The sequence below is a fragment of the Amycolatopsis palatopharyngis genome, from assembly GCF_003385185.1.
Classification (GTDB): Bacteria; Actinomycetota; Actinomycetes; order Mycobacteriales; family Pseudonocardiaceae; genus Amycolatopsis; species Amycolatopsis palatopharyngis.
The window spans coordinates 78,146-99,349 of record NZ_PQHZ01000004.1 but is presented as its reverse complement, the minus strand read 5'-3'; the positions used below and the strand labels follow the sequence as shown (position 1 = coordinate 99,349).

The window sequence follows — 21,204 nt, the reverse complement described above, 5'->3', positions numbered from 1 at the left end:
TCAACAATCTGACTGTGCACGCCAGCTCACAAGGGCCGGATGACCCGGCAGGGGTTTCCGGCGGCGAACACCCGCTCCGGAAGGTCCCTGGTCACCACGCTGCCCGCGCCGACGACGGTGTCGACGCCGATGGTGACCCCGGCACATACGATCACTCCGCCGCCGAGCCATACGTTGTCGCCGATCGTGATCGGCGCGGCGGTCTCCCAGCGCTGCCTGCGGGCCTCGTGGCCGGTCATCGGGTGCAGTGCCGTGAGCAGCTGCGCGCGCGGGCCGATCGACACGTCCTCGCCGATGACGATCGGTGCGCAGTCCATCAGGATGGCGTCGTAGTTGAGGAAGCTGTTCGCACCGATCTCGATCAGGTAGCCGTAGTCGCACTGGAACCGCGGCATGATCCAGGACCCGGCGCCGAGTTTGCCCAGCAACGCACCGAGGACCTCCGCCCGCAGCTGCGGCTCGTCCGAGGTCGTGGCGTTGAACTGATCGAGTAGTCGCTGAGCCCTTCTCCGTTCGGCCACCAGCTCGGGATCGTTGTCGCGGTACAGCTCTCCCCTCAACATGCGCCGCTTCTGCTCACCCATTCGGCCGAGACTATCGATCAACGTAAACGCGGCCGTGGGGTGTGGTCCACTGCAGGTCGCCCGCGGGAGTGGTGGTGACGGTCCAGGTGCCGGATTGTTTGAGTCGGTGGTGGCGCCGACAGAGACTGTGGAGATTGCAGGGACACGTGATGCCGTCGCGACGGTAGGGAACGTGGTGGTCGAGGTCGCAGCGGTGCGCGGACTGACCGCAGGCCGGGAATCGGCAGGTCCGATCTCGCAGCTGGACGAGCTCACGAAGCGTGGCGGACGGGGCGTAGCCGCGTTCGGCCAGCCCGCACGGGTGGCCGTGATTGTCCACCTTGACGCCACGCCAGGTGGCGTTCAGTCCGAGAGCGAGCGCGCGGACGGTGTCGGCGGGGATGGGACCGTACCCGCGAAGATCGCCGGGCTGGTCGTCCTGACCGAGCACCGTACCCGCCGTGGCGGTGACGTAGACGTGCACACGAACACGGCTGTGCTGGTGCCCCAGGAGCAGATCGCGCAGCACGTCGGCGCGGAGCTGGTCCATCGTCCGGGGATCGTCCGTGGTGTTCACCTCGCGGGCGAGGCCGTCGAGCAGGTCTTTGATCGCGAGCACGTCCGGCGTGGCGAGCAACGCGTTGAGCCAGGACATGCCCTCGTCCTGGTGCTCGACCGATACCCGGCGTTCCTGCCTGCGGGCCCGGGCGCGGGCGGCGGCGCCCTCGGGGTCAACCGCGTGCACCGCGATTCGCAGCGTATACGCCAGTTGCCGGGGAGTCTTGTCCCGCGCGGCGGGAAACACCCGTTCCTCCACGGCGAGGACGTGTTCATCGGACAGTGGCGTTGTGGCGCGGTCGATCTGGCGGACCTTGGCCGGGTCCAACGCCCCCGCGGCCAGCGCCGCCATGGTGCGCGGCAGCCGGGTCGACAGCGTGTTCGCCAGCGCCACATCCTCCCCGGCCCTGCCCAGGCTGACCTTGCACGAGGTCGCCAGCAGGTCGACGGACCACTCGTCGTCGGAGCGCAGTCGCGCCAGCCGCTGCACCGCCTGCAGCCGCGCGGCCTCCAGCATCGACTGCACCTGTCCGATCGACCGCACCATCTCCAACGCCTCCCGTTCATCGAGAGAACACGCCGGGATGTCCAGGAGATCGTTGATATCCCAGTCAGGAATCACCAATTCGTCTGTCTCGATCACATGTTCGATTCTACCGGAATTCCTGCTCGGACACCCGCGTCTCGGCAAATGCAAGAGAAATTCACCCGCTTGTGGATCCTTTTGGTACAGCGGGATATCCGTACTCGTCACCCGTAAGAGAATCGCTCGATTCAAGTACATCGTTTCGATCCGATCCTGAACGGATCAGGACTGGCCGCATATCCTCAGCCTTCTTGCAGCACCGCACGAATCACATGGCGAGCGTTGTCCGTCATCGCCGAATTGGTCGTCCGGTAATACGGCAACGCGATCAGCGCCTGAGAGAGCGCTCGTCCCCTGCCCCGGATCCAGGTCGCGTCGTCCACGCCCAGCGCCTCGCGGAAGACCAACCTCGCCTCGGCCGGCAGCAGGTTCCACGCCGGGAACAGATCACCGGCCGGGTCGCCGACTCCCAGGCAGCCGAAGTCGATCACCGCGGAAAGCCTGCCACCGTTCACCAGCAGATTGCCGGGCATCAGATCGCCATGCAGCCAGACCGGCGGCCCGTCCCAGCCCGGCGCCCGCAGCGCGTTCTCCCACGCGGCGGCCACGGCATCGCAGTCGACGTCCTCCTCCGGAATCTCGCGCAGGTGCTCGATCGCGGCCTTGGTCGACGAATCGAGCAGAGCGAGCGGTCCGCCGCGGTGGGCCCTCTCCTGCCCTGGCAGCGTGATGTTCCGCATCGCCGCCACGAACTCGGCCAGATCCTTGGCCAGCAGCACGGGCTCACTCAGCGCCCCCGGCTGCGGATGCTCCCCTGCCAGCCAGCGGTACACCGACCACGGCCACGGATAGCCCTCGGCTGGTTGCCCGGCGCCGAGCACCTCGGGGATGGCCGTGGGCAACCGGGACGCGAGGCGAGGCAGCCAGTTCTGCTCCTTCGCCACATCCTTGGCTCCGCCCCGCACCAACGGCAGCCTGACGACCATGTCGTCGCCAAGCCGGTACATCGCGTTGACCGTGCCACCGGATGGCCACCGCCGCACCGGCAGTTCCGCCCACTCGGGGAACCGCGCCGCGATCAACCGTCCGACGAGGTCGTCGTCAATGGGATGCATGCCGGGATGCATTTGCCCAGTGCTCACAGCACGTCATCCGACAGCCCGACGCCGGGGGCGTCAACTGGATTTCACCTTCGATCCGCTCGGCCACGGCCGATCAGAACACCGCCGCCGACCAGACCTCCTCGACGGACAGGTCGGCATCGGCGGTGCGGATCGCTTGCGCCACAAGGAGTTTTCCAGTGTTGACCAGGTGCGCGCGCATCGCTTCTCCGGCACGGTCGGGATCACCGGCGCTGATGGCATCGAGGATCGGAGCGTGCTCACAGTCGATGTCCCGCAGCGTCCTGGTTCTGTCCGCGGTGGAAGCACCGAGCAGGCGGGTGGTCTCGCGCAGGGACCTGACGATATCCCTCGCGCGGGCGTTGTCGGCGGCGCCGAGGATCAGGTCGTGCAGTCGCAGGTCGTGCTGGGCGAACACGTTCTCGTCGCCCTTCGCGGCAGCGGCCCGCATCAGGCGGCGCTGTTCGAGCAACGTCCGAGTGAGTGCCCGGTCCGCGACGGTGGCGGCCTTGCGCACGGCCGGTAGTTCCAGCGCGAGTCGCACGCCGAAGATCTCGGCGATCTCCTTCGGCTGGGGCAGCAGGATGCGGAAGCCCTGACGCGCCTCGAACTTGATGAGTCCGACTTCCTCGAGGCGAAGCAACGCGTCGCGTACAGGGGTGCGGGAGATGCCGAGCACCTCGGCCAACTGGTAGGCGGAGTACTTCACCCCTGGCTTCATCCGCCCTTCGTCGATGGCGGCACGGACGGCGGCGATCGCCTGCTCCATACGCCGTCCGCTGGACGGGGCGAGCGGTTGGAGGTCGAGCAGTCCGTCAGCCACCGCATCACTGTAACAAGCTTACCCTGTTCGTAGCATGCTACAACTTGTAGCATGCTACGAATGGACTCCGCTGAATCCTTCGCCGCCGAACTGCGCCGCCATGGCGTGAGTGACGTTCTCTCCGACGGGACCACCCGCGCCGCGTACTCCTCCGACGCGTCACTGTTCCGGGTGCGGCCGCTGGTCGTTGCCCGTCCCCGCGACGCGGAGGAAACCGCGGCCGCACTGGCGTTATGCCGTCGCGAGGGGGTACCGCTGACCTCGCGCGGCGGTGGCACGTCAGTCGCGGGCAATGCGGTGGGCACCGGCGTGGTGCTCGACTTCAGCCGCCATATGAACCGGGTGCTCGCCATCGATCCGGACGCACGGACCGCCACGGTCGAGCCGGGGGCCGTGCAGGTGGTGCTGCAACAAGCCGCGGCCGCGCACGGATTGCGGTTCGGTCCGGATCCGTCGACGTTCACCCGCTGCACGATCGGCGGGATGATCGGCAACAACGCCTGTGGTTCGAGAACTCTCGGATACGGGCGGACCTCGGACAACGTGCGAGGGCTGCGCGTGCTGACCGGCACCGGGGAGTCGCTTCGCCTCGACGCGTCCGAGGACTCGTCGACCCGGCCTGCCTCACCGGCGCTCGCGGCCCTGCGGGATGTCACCGGCGCCGGACTGGCCACCATCCGGACCGAGTTCGGCCGATTCGGGCGCCAGGTTTCCGGATATGCGCTCGAACATCTGCTGCCGGAGCACGGGTTCGACGTCACCCGCATGCTGGTCGGCAGCGAGGGCACCCTCGCGGTGGCCACCGAGGCCACGGTGCGACTGGTCACCGAACCGGCCCATCGCGTCCTGGTGGTCCTCGGCTTCCCCGACATCGCCTCGGCCGGGGACGCCGCGCCTTCGCTACTGGAGTTCTCCCCCACCGCCTGCGAGGGAATCGACCGGCGGATCGTCGACGTCGTGCGGGACCGACGCGGCCCGGACGCGGTCCCACCGTTGCCCGGCGGGGCGGCGTGGCTGTTCGTCGAGGTCGTCGGCGGCGACCTCGACGAGGCGTTGACGAAGGCGCGGCAGGTCGGTCACGTCTGCGCGGCGGTGGACAGCCTGGTGGTCACTGACCCCGCGCGTGCGGCCTCGCTGTGGCGGATCCGCGCCGACGGCGCGGGGCTCGCGGGCCGCAGTCCGGCCGGGCTGCCCGCACACGCGGGCTGGGAGGACGCCGCCGTGCCGCCCGCACGGCTCGGTGCCTACCTGCGGGACTTCGACGCCCTGATGACCGAGTACGGGGTGACCGGGGTGCCGTACGGCCATTTCGCCGACGGATGCGTGCACGTACGGGTCGACCTGCCGCTCGACCGCCCCGGCGGCACGGGCGTCTACCGGGGCTTCATGGTCGCGGCAGCGAAGCTTGTCGCGCGTTACGGCGGATCGCTGTCCGGTGAGCACGGCGACGGCCGCGCCCGCAGCGAGTTGTTGCCCTTGATGTACTCACCGGACGCATTGGAGCTGTTCGCCGCCGTCAAGCACACGTTCGACCCGGACAACATCCTCAACCCCGGCGTGCTGGTCGATCCACGCCCGATCGACGCGGATCTGCGGGTCCCCGCCGCCCCCGTCCTGCGCCGCGAACTGGCCTTCGCCTACCACCACGACGACGGCGACTTCACCCAGGCCGTGCACCGCTGCACCGGTGTCGGCAAGTGCCGGGCGGACAACACCGCCACCGGCGGGGTGATGTGCCCGTCGTACCTGGCCACCCGCGAGGAGAAGGACTCCACCCGAGGCCGTGCGCGCGTGCTGCAGGAGATGATCAACGGCAGCGCCGTCACCGACGGCTGGCGCTCGCCAGAGGTACACGAGGCCCTCGATCTCTGTCTGTCCTGCAAGGGCTGCGCTTCGGACTGTCCCACCGGCGTGGACATGGCCGCGTACAAGGCCGAAATGCTCCACCAGAGCTACCGCGGGCGGCTCCGGCCCGCGTCGCACTACTCGCTGGGCCGCCTGCCGCGCTGGGCCGCCATCGCCAGCCGCGCCCCCGGGCTGGTCAACGCGGCCATGCGCATCCCAGGATTCGGGCCGCTCGCGCTGTCGGCGGCGGGCGTCGACCGGCGGCGCAGCATCCCGCCGTTCGCCACGCGGACATTCCGCTCCTGGTTCGCCCAGACCGAGCACGAGCGCGCCACCTCCGGAGATCCGGTGTTGCTGTTCGTCGACTCGTTCACCAACTACTTCACACCGGAAGTCGGGCAGGCGACCGTGCGGGTGCTCGAGGCCGCCGGGTACCGGCCACGGCTGACCGCCACCCAGCAGTGCTGCGCGCTCACCTGGATCTCCACCGGGCAACTCGACGCGGCGAAGAAGATCCTCGGCCGCACCGTCGACGCCCTGTCCGAGCACGCGGCGGCGGGTCTCCCGATCGTCGGGATCGAACCGTCCTGCACCGGGGTACTGCGCTCCGACGCGGCCGAACTGCTCGGCCGGAAGGTCGCGCAACCGGTCGCCGAGAACACCCGCACCCTCGCCGAACTACTCAGCGACCGCGGCTGGGAACCACCCTCGCTCGAAGGGAAAACCGTTGTGGCGCAACCACATTGTCACCACCACGCGGTGATGGGCTGGGGACAGGACGCGCGGTTGCTCGAAAAGGCGGGCGCCCGGGTGCGGCGGCTGGGCGGATGTTGCGGCCTCGCGGGCAACTTCGGCGTCGAGAAGGGCCACTACGACGTGTCGGTAGCGGTGGCCGAACAGCAACTGTTGCCCGCGGTGCGGGCCGCAGAGGCCGGCACCACGATCCTCGCCGACGGTTACTCCTGTCGCACCCAGCTGTCGGACCTGACCGACCGTCGCGGCGAGCATCTGGCCCAGTTGCTGGCCGCCCAGCTGGACCAGAACCTCGGGACAGGCGAGACGAACATCCTGTGATCAGGACGCGAACCGGTCGGTCGCCGCCACCAACGCGTCCCGGATCCCCGGCTCGCTGAACGCGTGGCCGGCATCCGGCACGATGGTCAACTCGGCCTCGGGCCACGCCTGCGCCAGCTCCCATGCGGTCACCGGCGGGGTCACCACGTCGTGGCGTCCCTGCACGATCACGCCGGGAATGCCGGACAGCTTGCCGGCGTCGCGCAGAAGCTGGTCGGTGTCCAGCCAGCCGAGGTTGGCGAAGTAATGGTTCTCGATACGGGCGAACGCCAGTGCGTAGGCGGGATCACGGGGCACGACCGGTGCCTCCGGGGCCGGGATCAGCGTTACCGTGGCCGCCTCCCAGTCCCTCCACGCGGACGCGGCCGGACCATGCACGGCGGGATCCGGGTCGAACAGCAGGTCGTGATAGGCGGCGATCAGATCGCCGGAGCGCCGATCCCGTGGCACGGGTTCCAGGAACCGCTGCCACTGCTCCGGGTAGAGATGACCGGCGCCGCCGCGGAGGAACCAGTCCAGCTCCTGCTGCCGCACGGCGAACACTCCACGCAGGACGAGTTCGCTGACCCTGCCCGGATGGGTCTGCGCGTAGGCCAGTGCGAGCGTGCTTCCCCACGAACCGCCGAACACCTGCCAGCGCTCGATCCCCAGGTGTTCACGCAACCGCTCCATATCGGCCACCAGGTGCCAGGTGGTGTTGGCGGTGAGGTCGGCCCCTGGTTCGCTCGCGTGCGGAGTGCTGCGGCCGCAGCCGCGCTGGTCGAAGAGGATCACCCGGTACCTGGCCGGGTCGAACAGGCGGCGATGAGTCGGGGAACAACCACCGCCCGGACCGCCGTGCAGGAACACCGCGGGCTTCCCGCCGGGATCGCCGCAGGCCTCCCAGTAGACGTGGTTTCCGTCGCCGACGGAAAGACGGCCGTGGTCGTAGGGCTCGATCTCGGGATACAGGTCCGCCATACGATCATGCTGTCAGGCCGGACGCGAAACGGGAAACACTTCGGCTCGCCGACCTGTAACCGGGCGGTGATTCGATGGGTTACTCACCAGTACGAGTATGGCATGCTGCCGGAATGGACATCGTCGACGCGTGGATGCAGCATCCGACCCTGCGTTTCGCCCGGCACGACATGCTGGAGTCGCTGCGTCGCTGGACGGGCATGGAGATCCCCGAACAGGAGCCACCGATCGAGGGAACCGTCGCGGCGATGGACGCCGCGGGCGTCCGGCACGGGCTGCTCAGCGCCTGGCACGGGCCCGAAGGTTCGCTCGTCAGCAACGACGAGGTCGCGGGCTGGATCGCCACGCGACCGGACCGGTTCTCCGGCCTCGCCGCGGTCGACCTGCGGCGGCCGATGGACGCGGTGCGCGAACTGCGACGCGCCGTCCGAGAGCTGGGTTTCGTCGGCCTGCGGGTGGTGCCGTGGCTGTGGGGCCTGCCGCCCAACGACCGCCGCTACTATCCGCTCTACGCCGAATGCGTCGAACTCGGCGTGCCGTTCTGCACGCAGGTCGGACATACCGGTCCCCTGCGTAGCTCGGAGACCGGGCGGCCGATTCCATACCTCGACGACGTCGCGCTGGAGTTCCCCGAGCTGGTCATCGTCGCCGGACACATTGGTTATCCGTGGACCGAGGAAATGATCGCCCTGGCCCGCAAGTATCCCAATGTCCATATCGACACCAGTGCCTACACCAGCAAGCGCTATCCGCCGGAACTGGTGCGGTATCTACGGACCGACGGAGCGCACAAGGTGCTGTTCGGCAGCAACTTTCCGATGATCGAACCGGCCAGGGCGCTGCGCGACCTCGACGCGCTTGAGCTGGACGAGGCCCGCAGGGATCTGTTTCTCGCAGGCAACGCCCGCCGCGTCTTCGGCCTCGGCACCTCGCCGTGAGCTACAGCCGTTCGATGATCGTCACGTTCGCCGTGCCGCCGCCCTCGCACATGGTCTGCAGGCCATAGCGCCCACCGCCGCGTTCGAGCTCGTGCAGGAGCGTGGCGAACAGCTTAGTGCCGGTCGCGCCGATCGGATGTCCGAGCGCGATGCCGCCGCCGTTGATGTTCACCCGCGCGGGATCGGCCCCCGTCTCCTCCAGCCAGGCCAGCACCACGCTCGCGAACGCCTCGTTCACCTCGAAGACGTCGATGTCCTCCACCGTGAGTCCGGTCCGGCGCAGTGCGTGCGCGGTTGCCGGGATCGGCCCGGTGAGCATCCACACCGGATCGGCCGCGCGAACCGAGATATGGTGCACACGGGCTCTCGGGGTGATTCCGTGTTCGGCCACAAAGGACTCCGAGGCGAGCAGTGCGGCACTCGCACCGTCACAGATCTGACTGGCGACGGCCGCGGTCAGCCGCGAACCCTCGGTGAGCGGCGGCAACCCCGCCATCCGCTCAAGGCTGGTATCCCGACGCGGGCACTCGTCCGCGGTCAGCTCCCCGAACGGGACGATCTCGCGGTCGAAGCGGCCGGAGTCCATGGCGGCGAGCGCCCTGCGATGGCTCGCGTAGGCGTACTCCTCCATCGCCTGCCTGGTGATGTCCCAGTGCTCGGCGATCATCTCCGCGCTGCGGAACTGCGACACCTCCTCGGTGCCGTAGCGTTCCTGCCAGCCCTTCGATCCGGAGAACGGGTCGCTGAATCCGTACTCCCGCCCGGACAGCATCGCCGCGCTGATCGGGATCTGCGTCATGTTCTGCACACCGCCAGCGACCACCACGTCCATCGTGCCGGACAGCACTGCCTGCGCGGCGAAATGCACGGCCTGCTGACTCGACCCGCACTGCCGGTCCACGGTCACCCCGGGAACGTGGTCCGGCAGTCCCGCGGCGAGCCAAGCGGTGCGCGCGATGTTGCCCGCCTGCGAACCGAGGGTGTCGACGCAGCCGAGGATCACGTCGTCCACGAGCCCCGGGTCCACACCGGACCGCTCGACGACGGCACGCAGCACATGCGCACCGAGGTCGGCGCTGTGCACGCCGCTCAGGCCACCTCCGCGGCGGCCGACCGGCGTCCGGACCGCGTCGATGATGTAGGCCTCTGCCATACGCCCTCGTCTCCCTGGTGTCGTTGTGCCGCTAGAGTCTTGCCTTTTTGATGGGCCTGCGACGGGTGGCGATCCCGTCGAGCAGGATCCCGAGGTACTGCTCGGCGACGTCCTCCGCCGAGAGGTTGCCGCCGGGGTTGTACCAGCGCACCGCCACCCAGACGGTGTCGCGGATGAACCGGTAGACCAGTTCGATGTCGAGGTCCGCTCGAAACGCCCCCTCGGCCACGCCTTCGGCCAGAATCCTGTTCCACAGATCGCGGAACTCCACGTTGCGCTGGGCGATATAGGCGAACCGGTCGAGCTGGGACAGGTGCTTGGCCTCGTTCTGGTAGATGGCCACCTCGTGTGGCCTGCGGTGGATCGACTCGAACGAGGCCACCACCACGGCTTCGAGCGTCTTGCGTGGACCTAGGCCGGCCGCGACGATTTCCGCGTAGGTGTCGAACAGCTCGTCCAGGAAACCCCGCAGGATCTCGTCGGCCATCGACTCCTTCGAGTCGAAGTGGTGGTACAGGCTGCCGGAGAGGATCCCCGCGGCCTCGGCGATGTCGCGAACCGTGGTGACGACGAACCCGCGCTCGGCGAACAACCGCGCCGCCAGACCAAGCAACTCGGCTCGCCTGCCGGAGCCTGCGGACGGGGCCTGCCGTTCACGTGTATCCATCGAATCCGCCCTCACGCGTGCTGACTGCTCACCGATATGACCTCGCCGGTGAGGTACGAGGCGTACTCACTGGCAAGGAACACGATCACATTCGCCACTTCCCAGGGCTGCGCCGCCCTCCCGGACACCTCGCGGGCGGTCAGTTCGGCGAGCAGTTCGTCGGTCGTGACCTTCGCCAGGAACGGGTGCATCGCCAGGCTCGGCGCGACGGCGTTGACCCGGATTCCGTGCTCGGCCACGTCGGCGGCGCAGCTCCGGGTCAGTGCCATCACCCCGGCCTTGGCCGCGGCGTAGTGCGCCTGCCCCTCCTGGGCCCGCCAGCCGATCACCGACGCGTTGTTCACCACCGCTCCCCCGCCGCCCTGCTCGACGAACCTGCGCAGTGCCGCCCTGCTCACCCGGAAGGTGCCGGTCAGTGTCACGTCCAGTACGCGCGACCATTCCTCGTCAGTCATTTCCAAGACGGACCTGGTCCCGCCGAGCCCGGCGTTGTTGACCAGCACGTCGATCCGGCCGAAGCGCTCGACCGCGCCGTCGATCAGGGCTTTTACCTGCAGCTCGTCGGTGACGTCGCAGGCGATCTCGTGTACGACTCCGGAACCGAATCGCCCGGTCAGTTCGGCGGTCCTCTCGCCGAGCCTGCGGGCATGCCAGTCGCTGATGACGACAGCGGCCCCTTCCTCCAGTGCCCGCTGGGCGACGGCGGAACCGATCCCCGTGCCCGCGGCGGCGGTCACCACGACCACCTTGTCCCGCAGCAGGTCTCGCCCCTGTGGGTAGGTCGGGATCGGGATCACGGGCGTACCTCCCTCGGCAGGCCGAGCACTCGCTCGGCGATGATGTTGCGCTGGATCTCGTTCGAACCGCCGTAGATGGTGTCGGCCCTGGTGAACAGGTAGAGCCGCTGCCATTCGTCGAGGTCGTCCGGATCACCCGAGGTGACCAGCGATCCCGCTCCGCGGACCAGCATCGCCAGTTCCCCGAGCGAGCGGTGCCAGTTCGCCCAGAGCAGCTTCGATACGGACGCGGCACTCGCGGACGGGTCGCCGAGTGTGCGCAACGCGTGCGCCCGCAGCACCTCGAGCCCCATCCACGCCTCGGCGAGACGCTCGGCGATCGCGGGATCGGCGGCCGCGCCGTTGCTGTTCGCCAGGTCGGTCAGTGCTCGCAGTTCCCTGCGGAAGCCGACCTGCTGACCGAGTGTCGCGACACCCCGCTCGAAGGCGAGCGTGCCCATGGCCACCCGCCAGCCCTCACCCGGCGCGCCGACCACCAGGTCACCGGCCGTCCTCGCACCGTCGAAGAACACCTCGTTGAACTCCGAGGTGCCGGTGAGTTGCCGGATCGGGCGCACCTGAACCCCTGGCTGCCGCATCGGCACCAGTAGGTAGGAAAGGCCGTGATGGCGCCGCGAACCCGGCTCGGTGCGGGCCAGGACGAAGCACCAATCGGCGACGTGTGCCAGCGAGGTCCACACCTTCTGCCCGTGCAACACCCATTCGTCACCGTCCGGTTCCGCCTTGGTCGCGACCGCCGCGAGGTCGGAACCGGCGCCCGGCTCGGAATAGCCCTGGCACCACAACTGTGTCACCGAACGGATACCCGGAAGGAATCGACGCTGCTGTCCCGGCGTGCCGAAGGCGATCAGTGTGGGGCCGAGCAGTTCCTGGCCGAGATGACTGACCCTGGCCGGGGCATCCGCCCGCGCGTACTCCTCGTGGAAAACGACCTGCTCGGCCAGCGTCGCTCCCCGGCCGCCGTGCTCTACGGGCCAGCCCACACAGTTCCACCCGGCGGCCGCGACATGGCGTTCCCAGGCCACGCGCTGCTCGAACGCCTCGTGTTCGCGGCCCGGCCCACCGAGGCCCCGCAGACCGGCGAACTGACCGGTGAGGTTGTGTTCCAGCCAGTCCCGTATCTCGCGCCGGAAGTCATCGACGTGCACCGTGTCTCCTGCCGGTCGGACTGTCTTTCCTTCAATCGTCTTTCCGCGTAGGCTACCCTACCAAGCACTTGCTAGGTAGGAGGCTTTTGCGGTGATGGCGCGATCCGGACCGGTGACCATTCCGGCAGCGCTCGTCGACGCGGCGAGCCGGTTCGCGGACCGGGAGGCCGTTGTCGAAGGGCCCGTACGACTGACGTATGGCGAACTGCTCCGGCAGGTGCGCCAGTGCGCGAGTCTCTTCGTCGACAACGGGATCCGGTCCGGGGATCGCGTGGCGATCTGCTCCCCCAACACCCATCACTGGGTGGTCGCCGCCCTCGGGGTCCTGTACTGCGGCGCGACCCTGGTTCCGGTCAACACCCGGTTCACCGGCCCGGAGATGCTCGACATCGTGGAGCGCAGCGATGCGGCCGCACTGGTCATCGCGGGCCCGTTTCTCGGGACCGACCGGCTCGCCGACATCCGTGCCGCCGGGCTCGGCCCGTTGCGCCTGATCCTGCGAGTCCCCGTCGAGGGCACCCCCGCACCACAGGCAGGGGTGGCCGACTGGTCGGCCGTCGAGAACACCCCGGTGTCACCGGCCGCCGACGCCAGGGCCGAGGCCGTCGGCCCCGACGACGTCAGCGACATCCTCTTCACCTCCGGCACCACGGGTCGCAGCAAGGGGGCGATGAGCGCACATCGCCAGTCGCTCGGCGTCGCACGGGCATGGGCGGACCGCGGACAACTCACACCGGCGGACCGGTACCTGGTGATCAATCCGTTCTTCCACAGCTTCGGCTACAAGGCCGGAATACTCGCCGCCCTGCTGAGCGGATGCACCCTCCTGCCACAGCGCACCTTCGACGCCGACACCACGATGCGCGTCGTCACCGCCGAGCGGATCACCGTGCTACCCGGTGCCCCCACGATCTACCAGACGATGCTCGACTCGCCCGCCCTGCGCGAACACGACCTGTCGAGCCTGCGCCTCGCGGTCACCGGAGCGGCGACCGTCGCGGTGGCTCTGGTGGAACGGATGCGGGCCGAACTGAGCTTCGACACCGTGCTGACGGCATACGGGCTCACAGAGGCGGTGGTCGCGACGATGTGCCGCCCCGATGACGATGCCGAGACGATCGCGCGCACCTGCGGCAGGGCCGCCTCGGGCTTCGAGGTCCGAACGGCCGAGGACAGCGGGGAGATCCTGCTGCGCGGGCCCAACATGATGCTCGGCTACCTCGACGATCCCGAAGCGACCGCGGAGGCGATCGATACCGAGGGGTGGCTGCACACCGGCGACGTGGGCAAGCTCGACGAGCGGGGCTATCTGAGCATCACCGACCGCATCAAGGACATGTACATCTGTGGTGGCTTCAACGTGTACCCGGCGGAGGTGGAGCAGGCCCTCGCCCGGCTGGACGGAGTCGCCGATTCCGCGGTGATCGGGGTGCCTGACGTCCGGATGGGCGAGGTGGGCAAGGCATTCGTCGTTCCCAGGACGGGAGCGGGTCTGTCCGCTTCGGACATCATCGAGCACTGCAGGGCCACGCTGGCCAACTACAAGGTCCCGCGACACGTCGAGTTCCGCGACCTGTTGCCGCGCAACCCGTCCGGAAAGGTGCTCAAACGCGTGTTACGAGACGGCTGGTTACGAGACGAAGAGGAGCAGGCATGACCGCTGAGGCGGAAACCGCGACCGGGGACATCGTGCTGTACGAGCGGCGCGGGGCGGTCGCGGTGGTGACGATGAACCGGCCCGAGTATCGCAACGCACAGAACTCCGCGATGACCTACGCCCTCGACGCGGCCTTCACCAGGGCCGTCGAGGACGAGGAGGTCAAGGTCATCGTGCTCGCCGGAGCGGGCAAACACTTCTCCGCCGGCCACGATATCGGCACGCCTGGGCGTGACGTGGACGTTTCCTTCGATCGCAAGGCGGTCCTGTGGTGGGACCACGTCGGCCGCGCGGGCGGCGACCAGCGCTTCGCCCGGGAGTCCGAAGTGTACCTGGGGATGTGCAGGCGCTGGCGGGAGATTCCGAAGCCGATGATCGCCAGCGTACAAGGCGCCTGCATCGCGGGAGCCCTGATGCTGGCGTGGGTGTGCGACCTGATCGTCGCATCCGAAGACGCCTTCTTCGCCGACCCGGTGGTGCGGATGGGCATTCCCGGCGTGGAGTACTTCGCGCACCCGTGGATGCTCGGGCCCCGAGCGGCCAAGGAGGTGCTCTTCACCGGTGAACGCTTCACCGCGGCACAGGCGCAGCAGTGGGGCATGCTCAACCGCGTGGTCCCGAGGGCCGAACTCACCGAGCGCACGCTCGCGCTGGCCGACACCATCGCCGGGATGCCCTCCTTCGGGCTGGCTCTGGCCAAGAAAGCGGTCAACCAGGCCGAAGACCTGATGGGTATGCGCAGCGGAATGGACTCCGTCTTCGGGCTGCACCACTTCGCCCACGCGCACAACGCCGAACTCTCCGGCGGCGACTCGCTCGGCGGGCAGGACGCACGGTCCATGCGGGACGCCAACCGGCCGGGGAGCTGACACATGGATCTCGATCTCGACGAGCGCGCCACTGCCTTTCGCGACGAGGTACGGAAATGGCTCTCCGCGCACGTTCCCGAACACCCACTGCCGTCCTTCGACACCGCGAAGGGGTTCGCGCTGCACCGTGAGTGGGAGGCAAAACTGGCCGAGGCCCGGTTATCGGCTGTCTCCTGGCCCGCCGAGTACGGTGGCCGCGATTCGTCCCTGCTGGAGTGGGTGTTGTTCGAGGAGGAGTACTACGCCGCGGGGGCACCGGACCGCGTCGGGCAGAACGGGATCTTCATGCTGGCTCCCACCCTGTTCTCCCACGGGACCGGTGAGCAGCTCGCGCGCGTTCTCCCGCCGATGGCGCGCGGCGAGCAGGTGTGGGCGCAGGCTTGGTCCGAACCGGACGCCGGAAGTGACATCGCCGCGATGCGTAGTACGGCACGGCGTACCGATGGTGGCTGGCTGCTGAGTGGACAGAAGACCTGGAGCTCACGGGCCGCGTTCGCCGACAGGGCGTTCGGTCTGTTCCGCAGTGATCCGGCAAGCGTTCGGCACCACGGACTCACCTACCTGATGTTCGACCTGCGGGCAGAAGGCGTCCGGGTACGCCCGATCGGCCAACTCGACGGTGAACCCGGGTTCGCCGAGATCTTCCTCGACGACGTGTTCGTACCCGACGAGGACGTGATCGGCGAGCCGGACAACGGCTGGCGGATCGCGATGACCACCGCGAACAACGAGCGGGGGCTGTCGCTACGCAGTCCGGGCCGGTTCCTGGCCGCGGCCGCCCGGCTGGCACAGCTGTGGCGAGAACTCGGTGATCCGGCGGACACCGCGTTGGCCCAGCGGGTGGCCGACGCATGGATCGGTGCCCGCGCCTACCAGCTCTACACCTTCGCCACCGTCACGCGACTCGCCGATGGCGGGCAGCTCGGACCGGAGTCGAGTGTGAACAAACTGTTCTGGTCCAAACTGGACCTCGACATCTCCGAGACGGCGCTGGACCTGCTGGGGCCCGATGCCGAACTGCGGGACGGAACCGGATGGCCACAGAGGTGGCTGTTCGCGCTCGCCGGACCGATCTACGGCGGCACCGACCAGATCCAGCGCAATACCGTGGCCGAGCGATTGCTCGGCCTTCCGAGAGGCCGGTGAAGATGCGATTCACTCTGTCGTCCGAACAGCGGCAGTTCGCCGCGAGTATCGGCGAACTGCTGGCGGCGGCTGATGTGCCAACGGCCGTCCGGTCCTGGGCGGACGGCGTGCACGGCCCCGGTCTGAAGCTCTGGCGATCACTCGCCGACCTGGGCGTCACGGGACTCACCGTGCCGTCCCGGCTCGGTGGGCTCGACGCCACTGCCGTGGACCTCGCTGTCGCGTTCGACCAGCTCGGCTACCACGCCGTGCCCGGACCGTGGGTGGACAGCGCCGCCGCGCTACCCGCCCTGTTGCGCGGGACCGAGGCTGGCGAGCGACTGCTGCCCTCACTCGCCTCGGGTGCGGCGCTGGCCTCGGTCGCATTGCCGCCGCACGTGCCCTACGCCCTGGACGCCGACGTCGCGGAAGTCCGCATCCTGATCGACGGCGGCCAGGCCCTGCGGTTCACCCCGGGCACGATGCTGTCCTCAGTGGACGGCGCACGCAGACTGTTTCCCGTTTCGGCGGACGCCGTCGTCACCGATGACGTGGCTGTGGAACTCGCCGTCGACACCGCGGCGCTGGCGGTCGCCGCACAGCTGACCGGGGCGGGCCGGTGGTTGCTCGACTCCTCGGTTGCCTACGCGAAGCAACGCAGTCAGTACGGCAAGCCGATCGGGCAGTACCAGGCGGTGAAACACCTTCTGGCCGACGTCGCGACCCGGCTGGAGCTGGCGACACCACTCGTTCACGGGGCCGCCGTGGCGCTCACGGCCGGACCGGCCCCCCGGGACGTCTCCGCCGCACGGGTCGCCGCGGCGGACGCCGCGTATCTCGCGGCCCGCACGGCGCTGCAGGTACACGGCGCCATCGGCTACACCGAAGAACATCCCCTCGGACTGTGGCTGACCAAGGTCCGCGCGCTCGTCGCGGCGTGGGGAACACAGGCGTTCCACCGGAACAGGGTGCTCGCGGCGGTGGCGGCGTGAGGCCGGCGGGCACCGAGCGGGACGCACTCGCGGAGACCGTGCGCGCGGTGCTGCGGCGGCACGCGGACACCGACCCCTGGTCCGTGCTCTGTGAGCAGGTGGGCGTCGCGGCACTGGCGATACCGGAGGAGCACGGCGGCGCGGGCGGCGGGGTAGCCGAACTGGCCGTCGTGGCGCGGGAACTGGGCCGTGAGCTCGTCGGCTGCCCGTTCCTCGGCTCGTCGGTGCTCACCACGCTCGCGATCCTGGAGACCGGCGACACCCAGGACCACTCTCGGCTACTGCCGGGGCTGGCCGAGGGCAGCGTCGTCGGCGCCCTCGCGTGGACGTCGGCCACGGGTCGCTGGTGTCCGGACGAGGTGGCGTGCACGGCCACCGCTTCCACTGATCGGTACATTGTGGACGGAACGGCGCATTACGTGCTCCATGGCGACAGCGCGGGGCTGCTGCTCGTGCTCGCCGAGACCGGCGACGGGCTCGCGCTGATCGAGGTGGATCCCGCCCAGTCCGGGGTCCGCGTGTCCGGCACCCCCGCGATGGACCGGAGCAGGTCCTTCGCCCGAATCGAACTGACACAGGCCACTGGACGTCGCGTTGGTCCCGGCGATGCCCGGGCCGCGCTGCGGCAGGTACGCGACCTCTCCTGCGCGGTACTTGCCGCCGAACAGGCAGGAGCCGCGGCGAGGGCCCTGGAGATCACCGTGGCGTACTCGCTGGAGCGCGAACAGTTCGGCAGGCCGATCGGCGGCTTCCAGGCGCTCAAGCACCGGATGGCGGACCTGCACGTGCTCGTGGAGACGGCGTGGTCGGCCGCGGAGGCCGCGGCCGAACCGGGGCCGGATCAGGCTCGGTTGGCCACGGTGGCCAAGGCGTGGTGCTCGCGGGCACTGTCCGAAGTGGCGGCCGAGATGATCCAGCTGCACGGCGGAATCGGGATCACCTGGGAGCATCCGGCACATCGCTACTTCAAGCGCGCGCACAGCAGTGCCGAATTGTTCGGCCCGCCGCACCAGCACCTGGCCAGACTCGCCGAGATGGCAGGGGTGGGCGGCTGAGAACCGCCCACCACCTCAGATCAGGCCGAGCGACAGCATGGCCTCCGCGACCCTTGTGTAGGCCGAGATGTTGGACCCTGCCACGTAGTTGCCCGGCATCCCGTACTCCTCGGCGGTCTCGGAGCACCGGCTGTGGATGCCCTCCATGATGCGCTGCAGGCGCTGCTCGGAGTACTCGAAGGACCAGGAGTCGCGGGAGGCGTTCTGCTGCATCTCCAGTGCAGATGTCGCCACACCGCCCGCGTTGGCGGCCTTGCCAGGGCCGAACGCCGTGCCCGCTTCGAGGAAGACCTGCACGCCCTCGGGCGTGGTGGGCATGTTCGCCCCCTCGCCGACCGCGATACATCCGTTTCGCACCAGCGTAAGTGCTTCCTTGCCGGTGATCTCGTTCTGTGTCGCACAGGGCAGCGCCACTTCACACGGCACCTCCCAGACGAGCCGGTCCGGAACGAAGCTCGCGTTCGTTGCCACGCGCGTGTAAGTCTCGATGCGTTCCCGCCGAACCTCCTTGATCTCCTTCAGCAGCTCGACATCGATGCCCTTCTCGTCGTAGACGTAACCGCTGGAGTCCGAACAGGCCACTACCTTGCCGCCGAGTTCGTGGACCTTCTCGATCGCATAGATCGCCACGTTGCCGGAGCCCGAGACCACCACTGACCGCCCCTCGAACGACTCGCCCCGAGCGGCCAGCATCTCGTTGACGAAGAAGGCGCACCCGTAGCCGGTCGCCTCGGTGCGGACCTTCGCGCCGCCGTAGAGCAGACCCTTTCCGGTGAGGACCCCGGACTCGTACCGGTTGGTGATCCGCTTGTACTGGCCGAACAGGTATCCGATCTCCCTGCCGCCGACGCCGATGTCTCCGGCGGGCACGTCGGTGTACTCACCGATGTGCCGGTAGAGCTCGGTCATCAGGCTCTGACAGAACCGCATGATCTCGCGGTCCGACCGGCCCTTGGGGTCGAAGTCGGAACCGCCTTTGCCACCACCGATCGGGAGCCCGGTCAGCGCGTTCTTGAACACCTGCTCGAAACCGAGGAACTTGATGGTGCCGAGATAGACCGAGGGGTGAAAGCGCAACCCGCCCTTGAACGGACCGAGTGCGCTGTTGAACTCCACCCGGAAGCCGCGATTGATGTGGATCCCGCCCGCGTCGTCCTCCCACGGCACCCGGAAGATGATCTGGCGTTCGGGCTCGCAGAGCCGGCTGATGATCCTCGCGTCGGCGTACTCCGGGTGCTTGCCGAGCGCTGGTCCGATACTCTCCAGCACCTCCCGGACGGCCTGATGGAACTCGACCTCGCCGGGGTTGCGGGACAGCACGTCCGCATAAACCGATTCCAGCTTCTCGTGCAAGGGCACGCTTGCGCCTCCATTCATTCCAGTACCCGGGCGCCTACCCGGTAGATAGCTGCCGAAACCGCCGGATTCAGCCCCGGCCGATGAACGGCATCGTGGTCGCGGTCAGGGTCAGGAACTGCACGTTGGCCGACAGCGGTAGCCCGGCCATGTAGAGCACGGCCTCGGCGACGTTCGCCGCGTCGAAGGTCGGCTCGGGAGAAGTGCTGCCGTCTGCCTGGACAGCCCCACGCGCGATGCCGCTGGTCATCTCGGTCGCCGCGTTGCCGATGTCGATCTGCCCGCAGGCGATGCCATGGCCGCGGCCGTCCAGGGAGATCGACTTGGTCAGTCCGGTGATCGCGTGCTTGGTCGCGGTGTAGGCGACGCTGCGCGGGCGCGGAGCGTGCGCCGAGATCGAGCCGTTGTTGATGATCCGGCCACCTGCTGGTTCCTGGTCCCGCATCGCGCGAACCGCGTGGTGGGCACAGAGGAACATCCCGGTGAGGTTGACGTCCACCACCGCACGCCATTGCTGCGGCGTGAGCTCGTCGACGGAGCCCGCGGGGCCGAACGTGCCCGCGTTGTTCACCAGCAGGTCGAGTCTGCCCCACCGATCCCGCACCGTGCTGAACAGCCCGGCAACGGACTCGTCTTCGGTCACGTCGGACGGCACCACCAGCGCGGAGTCCTCTCGCCCCGCCGCGGCGACGGTGTCCCGCAATGCGGCCTCCCGTCGTCCGGCCAGCGCCACCAGCCAGCCCTGCCCGAGCAGCGCGACCGCGACCTCCCGCCCGATCCCGGAACCCGCCCCGGTCACGACCGCCACTCGCCCAGCACTCATCCCCGCATCCTAACCACCCCGACTTGGCAGATCCCGTGCCCGACTTGGCACATCCCGTGCCCGACTTGGCACATCCCGTGCCCGACTTGGCACATCCCGGGCCCGACTTGGCACATCCCGGGCCCGACTTGGCACATCCCGTGCCCGACTTGGCACATCCCGTGCCCGACTTGGCACATCCCGTGCCCGACTTGGCACATCCCGTGCCCGAGTTGGCAGATCCCGGGTCCGAGTTGGCACATCCCGTGCCCGACTTGGCACATCCCGGGCCCGACTTGGCACATCCCGTGCCCGACTTGGCACATCCCGTGCCCGACTTGGCACATCCCGGGCCCGACTTGGCACATCCCGTGCCCGACTTGGCACATCCCGTGCCCGACTTGGCACATCCCGGGCCCGACTTGGCACATCCCGTGCCCGAGTTGGCAGATCCCGGGTCCGAGTTGGCAGATCCACGACTCGAATCCCGAACTCGGGCCGAACGGAACTCCCGTCCGCCCATTCCTCCCTGGTCAGGGCGTACTCGACGTCACCGTGCTCGGCACCGGCGACTGGCTGGGTCCACGACTCGTGAAACGTACGCACGAAGCGGAGTCCCACCTTCTCCAGCACCCGCCGTGACCCGGTGTTGACCGTCATCGTCTCGGCTACCACCCGGCGCACTCCGAAGTCGGTAAACCCGGCCCACACCAGAGCCGCGGCGCCCTCGGTCGCGTACCCCTTTCCCCAGGCGGAACGCCTGAGCCGGTATCCCAGCTCCACCTCTCCCGGCTCGCGGTTCGCCAGCGGCCGCAGTTCGAACCAGCCGAGGAAACCGCCCGCCGACTCGGCCGCCCAGAAGCCGTACCCCGGCTCCCGCTCGTCGTAACCGAGCATCCGGGGCAGGACCTCGCTCCGCACCTGCTCCAGTGTCGGAGCGGACGCGGCGGTCAGATACCGCAGCACGCCGGGGTCCGTGTCCAGCTCGAAGAGGTTTTCCACATCGGTCGGTGCGAGCGGGCGCAGGGTCAGCCGCGCGGTCTCCAGTTGGTAGGGCATGGTTCGATCCTGGTGGGTCGCTCCAGCTGGCTCCAGCCGATTTCACCCGCAGACCG

Annotated in this window: 19 protein-coding genes; 7 read left to right on the top strand and 12 right to left on the bottom strand. The window is 68.8% G+C overall.

Annotation, left to right across the window (positions count from 1 at the left end; genetic code table 11):
* Window positions 1–26 precede the first annotated feature (26 nt).
* From D0C15_RS04140 to D0C15_RS04125, 4 genes are all read right to left on the bottom strand, one after another.
* Window positions 27–584, bottom strand: a complete 558-nt coding sequence (locus tag D0C15_RS04140; protein WP_116040996.1) for a sugar O-acetyltransferase — start codon at window positions 582–584, stop codon at window positions 27–29.
* Window positions 585–594: 10 nt separating this feature from the next.
* Window positions 595–1,764 (bottom strand): HNH endonuclease, encoded by a 1,170-nt coding sequence (locus tag D0C15_RS04135; protein ID WP_162829891.1) that lies wholly within the window; start codon window positions 1,762–1,764, stop codon window positions 595–597.
* Window positions 1,765–1,949: 185 nt separating this feature from the next.
* Complete coding sequence (locus D0C15_RS04130) at window positions 1,950–2,834, bottom strand: aminoglycoside phosphotransferase family protein (RefSeq protein ID WP_116040994.1); 885 nt, start codon at window positions 2,832–2,834, stop codon at window positions 1,950–1,952.
* Between the two features lie 88 nt (window positions 2,835–2,922).
* The gene (locus tag D0C15_RS04125) at window positions 2,923–3,651 is read right to left on the bottom strand and encodes a GntR family transcriptional regulator (protein ID WP_116040993.1); all 729 of its coding nucleotides are present in this window, start codon (window positions 3,649–3,651) and stop codon (window positions 2,923–2,925) included.
* A 60-nt stretch (window positions 3,652–3,711) separates the two neighbouring features.
* On the opposite strand from D0C15_RS04125, the gene D0C15_RS04120 reads away from it, so the two are divergent.
* The gene (locus D0C15_RS04120; protein ID WP_211323078.1) at window positions 3,712–6,570 is read left to right on the top strand and encodes an FAD-binding and (Fe-S)-binding domain-containing protein; all 2,859 of its coding nucleotides are present in this window, start codon (window positions 3,712–3,714) and stop codon (window positions 6,568–6,570) included.
* Here the strand turns inward: D0C15_RS04120 and pip are convergent, their stop codons facing one another.
* Entirely contained in the window at window positions 6,571–7,530 is a 960-nt protein-coding gene (pip, locus tag D0C15_RS04115; RefSeq protein WP_116040991.1) for a prolyl aminopeptidase, read from the bottom strand. It abuts the gene before it with no gap.
* 113 nt (window positions 7,531–7,643) lie between these two features.
* Here pip and D0C15_RS04110 point away from each other — a divergent pair, with 113 nt between their 5' ends.
* Window positions 7,644–8,468, top strand: a complete 825-nt coding sequence (locus tag D0C15_RS04110) for an amidohydrolase family protein (RefSeq protein ID WP_116040990.1) — start codon at window positions 7,644–7,646, stop codon at window positions 8,466–8,468.
* 1 nt (window position 8,469) lies between these two features.
* Here the strand turns inward: D0C15_RS04110 and D0C15_RS04105 are convergent, their stop codons facing one another.
* From D0C15_RS04105 to D0C15_RS04090, 4 genes are read right to left on the bottom strand one after another with little or no spacing between them, the layout of a single operon-like run.
* Window positions 8,470–9,621: an acetyl-CoA C-acetyltransferase gene (locus D0C15_RS04105; RefSeq protein WP_116040989.1), complete on the bottom strand. Its 1,152-nt coding sequence runs from the start codon at window positions 9,619–9,621 to the stop codon at window positions 8,470–8,472.
* Between the two features lie 31 nt (window positions 9,622–9,652).
* Window positions 9,653–10,288 carry a TetR/AcrR family transcriptional regulator gene (locus tag D0C15_RS04100; protein WP_116041109.1) on the bottom strand — a complete coding sequence of 212 codons (636 nt, stop codon included), beginning with the start codon at window positions 10,286–10,288 and terminating at the stop codon, window positions 9,653–9,655.
* An 11-nt stretch (window positions 10,289–10,299) separates the two neighbouring features.
* A complete protein-coding gene (locus D0C15_RS04095; protein WP_162829890.1) occupies window positions 10,300–11,085 on the bottom strand; it encodes an SDR family oxidoreductase in 786 nt (261 codons plus the stop codon).
* Complete coding sequence (locus D0C15_RS04090) at window positions 11,082–12,233, bottom strand: acyl-CoA dehydrogenase family protein (protein WP_116040987.1); 1,152 nt, start codon at window positions 12,231–12,233, stop codon at window positions 11,082–11,084. The genes D0C15_RS04095 and D0C15_RS04090 overlap by 4 nt, the downstream gene beginning before the upstream one ends.
* 94 nt (window positions 12,234–12,327) lie before the next feature.
* Here D0C15_RS04090 and D0C15_RS04085 point away from each other — a divergent pair, with 94 nt between their 5' ends.
* From D0C15_RS04085 to D0C15_RS04065, 5 genes are read left to right on the top strand one after another with little or no spacing between them, the layout of a single operon-like run.
* Window positions 12,328–13,890 carry a FadD3 family acyl-CoA ligase gene (locus tag D0C15_RS04085; RefSeq protein WP_116040986.1) on the top strand — a complete coding sequence of 521 codons (1,563 nt, stop codon included), beginning with the start codon at window positions 12,328–12,330 and terminating at the stop codon, window positions 13,888–13,890.
* The gene (locus D0C15_RS04080) at window positions 13,887–14,759 is read left to right on the top strand and encodes an enoyl-CoA hydratase (protein WP_116040985.1); all 873 of its coding nucleotides are present in this window, start codon (window positions 13,887–13,889) and stop codon (window positions 14,757–14,759) included. Before D0C15_RS04085 ends, D0C15_RS04080 begins: the two co-directional genes overlap by 4 nt.
* A gap of 3 nt (window positions 14,760–14,762) precedes the next feature.
* Window positions 14,763–15,905: an acyl-CoA dehydrogenase family protein gene (locus D0C15_RS04075; protein WP_116040984.1), complete on the top strand. Its 1,143-nt coding sequence runs from the start codon at window positions 14,763–14,765 to the stop codon at window positions 15,903–15,905.
* Window positions 15,906–15,907: 2 nt separating this feature from the next.
* Window positions 15,908–16,876, top strand: coding sequence for an acyl-CoA dehydrogenase family protein (locus tag D0C15_RS04070; RefSeq protein WP_116041108.1), 969 nt, complete (start codon window positions 15,908–15,910; stop codon window positions 16,874–16,876).
* Window positions 16,873–17,931 (top strand): acyl-CoA dehydrogenase family protein, encoded by a 1,059-nt coding sequence (locus tag D0C15_RS04065; RefSeq protein ID WP_116040983.1) that lies wholly within the window; start codon window positions 16,873–16,875, stop codon window positions 17,929–17,931. Before D0C15_RS04070 ends, D0C15_RS04065 begins: the two co-directional genes overlap by 4 nt.
* Window positions 17,932–17,946: 15 nt before the next feature.
* Here D0C15_RS04065 and gdhA read toward each other — a convergent pair whose 3' ends face one another.
* The 3 genes from gdhA to D0C15_RS35570 all read right to left on the bottom strand — a co-directional run bounded on the left by gdhA (window position 17,947) and on the right by D0C15_RS35570 (window position 21,148).
* Window positions 17,947–19,290, bottom strand: coding sequence for an NADP-specific glutamate dehydrogenase (gene gdhA / locus D0C15_RS04060; protein ID WP_116040982.1), 1,344 nt, complete (start codon window positions 19,288–19,290; stop codon window positions 17,947–17,949).
* A 67-nt stretch (window positions 19,291–19,357) separates the two neighbouring features.
* Window positions 19,358–20,110, bottom strand: a complete 753-nt coding sequence (locus tag D0C15_RS04055) for an SDR family oxidoreductase (RefSeq protein ID WP_116040981.1) — start codon at window positions 20,108–20,110, stop codon at window positions 19,358–19,360.
* A gap of 9 nt (window positions 20,111–20,119) precedes the next feature.
* On the bottom strand, window positions 20,120–21,148 hold the full coding sequence (locus D0C15_RS35570; RefSeq protein WP_116040980.1) for a GNAT family N-acetyltransferase: 1,029 nt from the start codon (window positions 21,146–21,148) through the stop codon (window positions 20,120–20,122).
* Window positions 21,149–21,204: the final 56 nt, after the last annotated feature.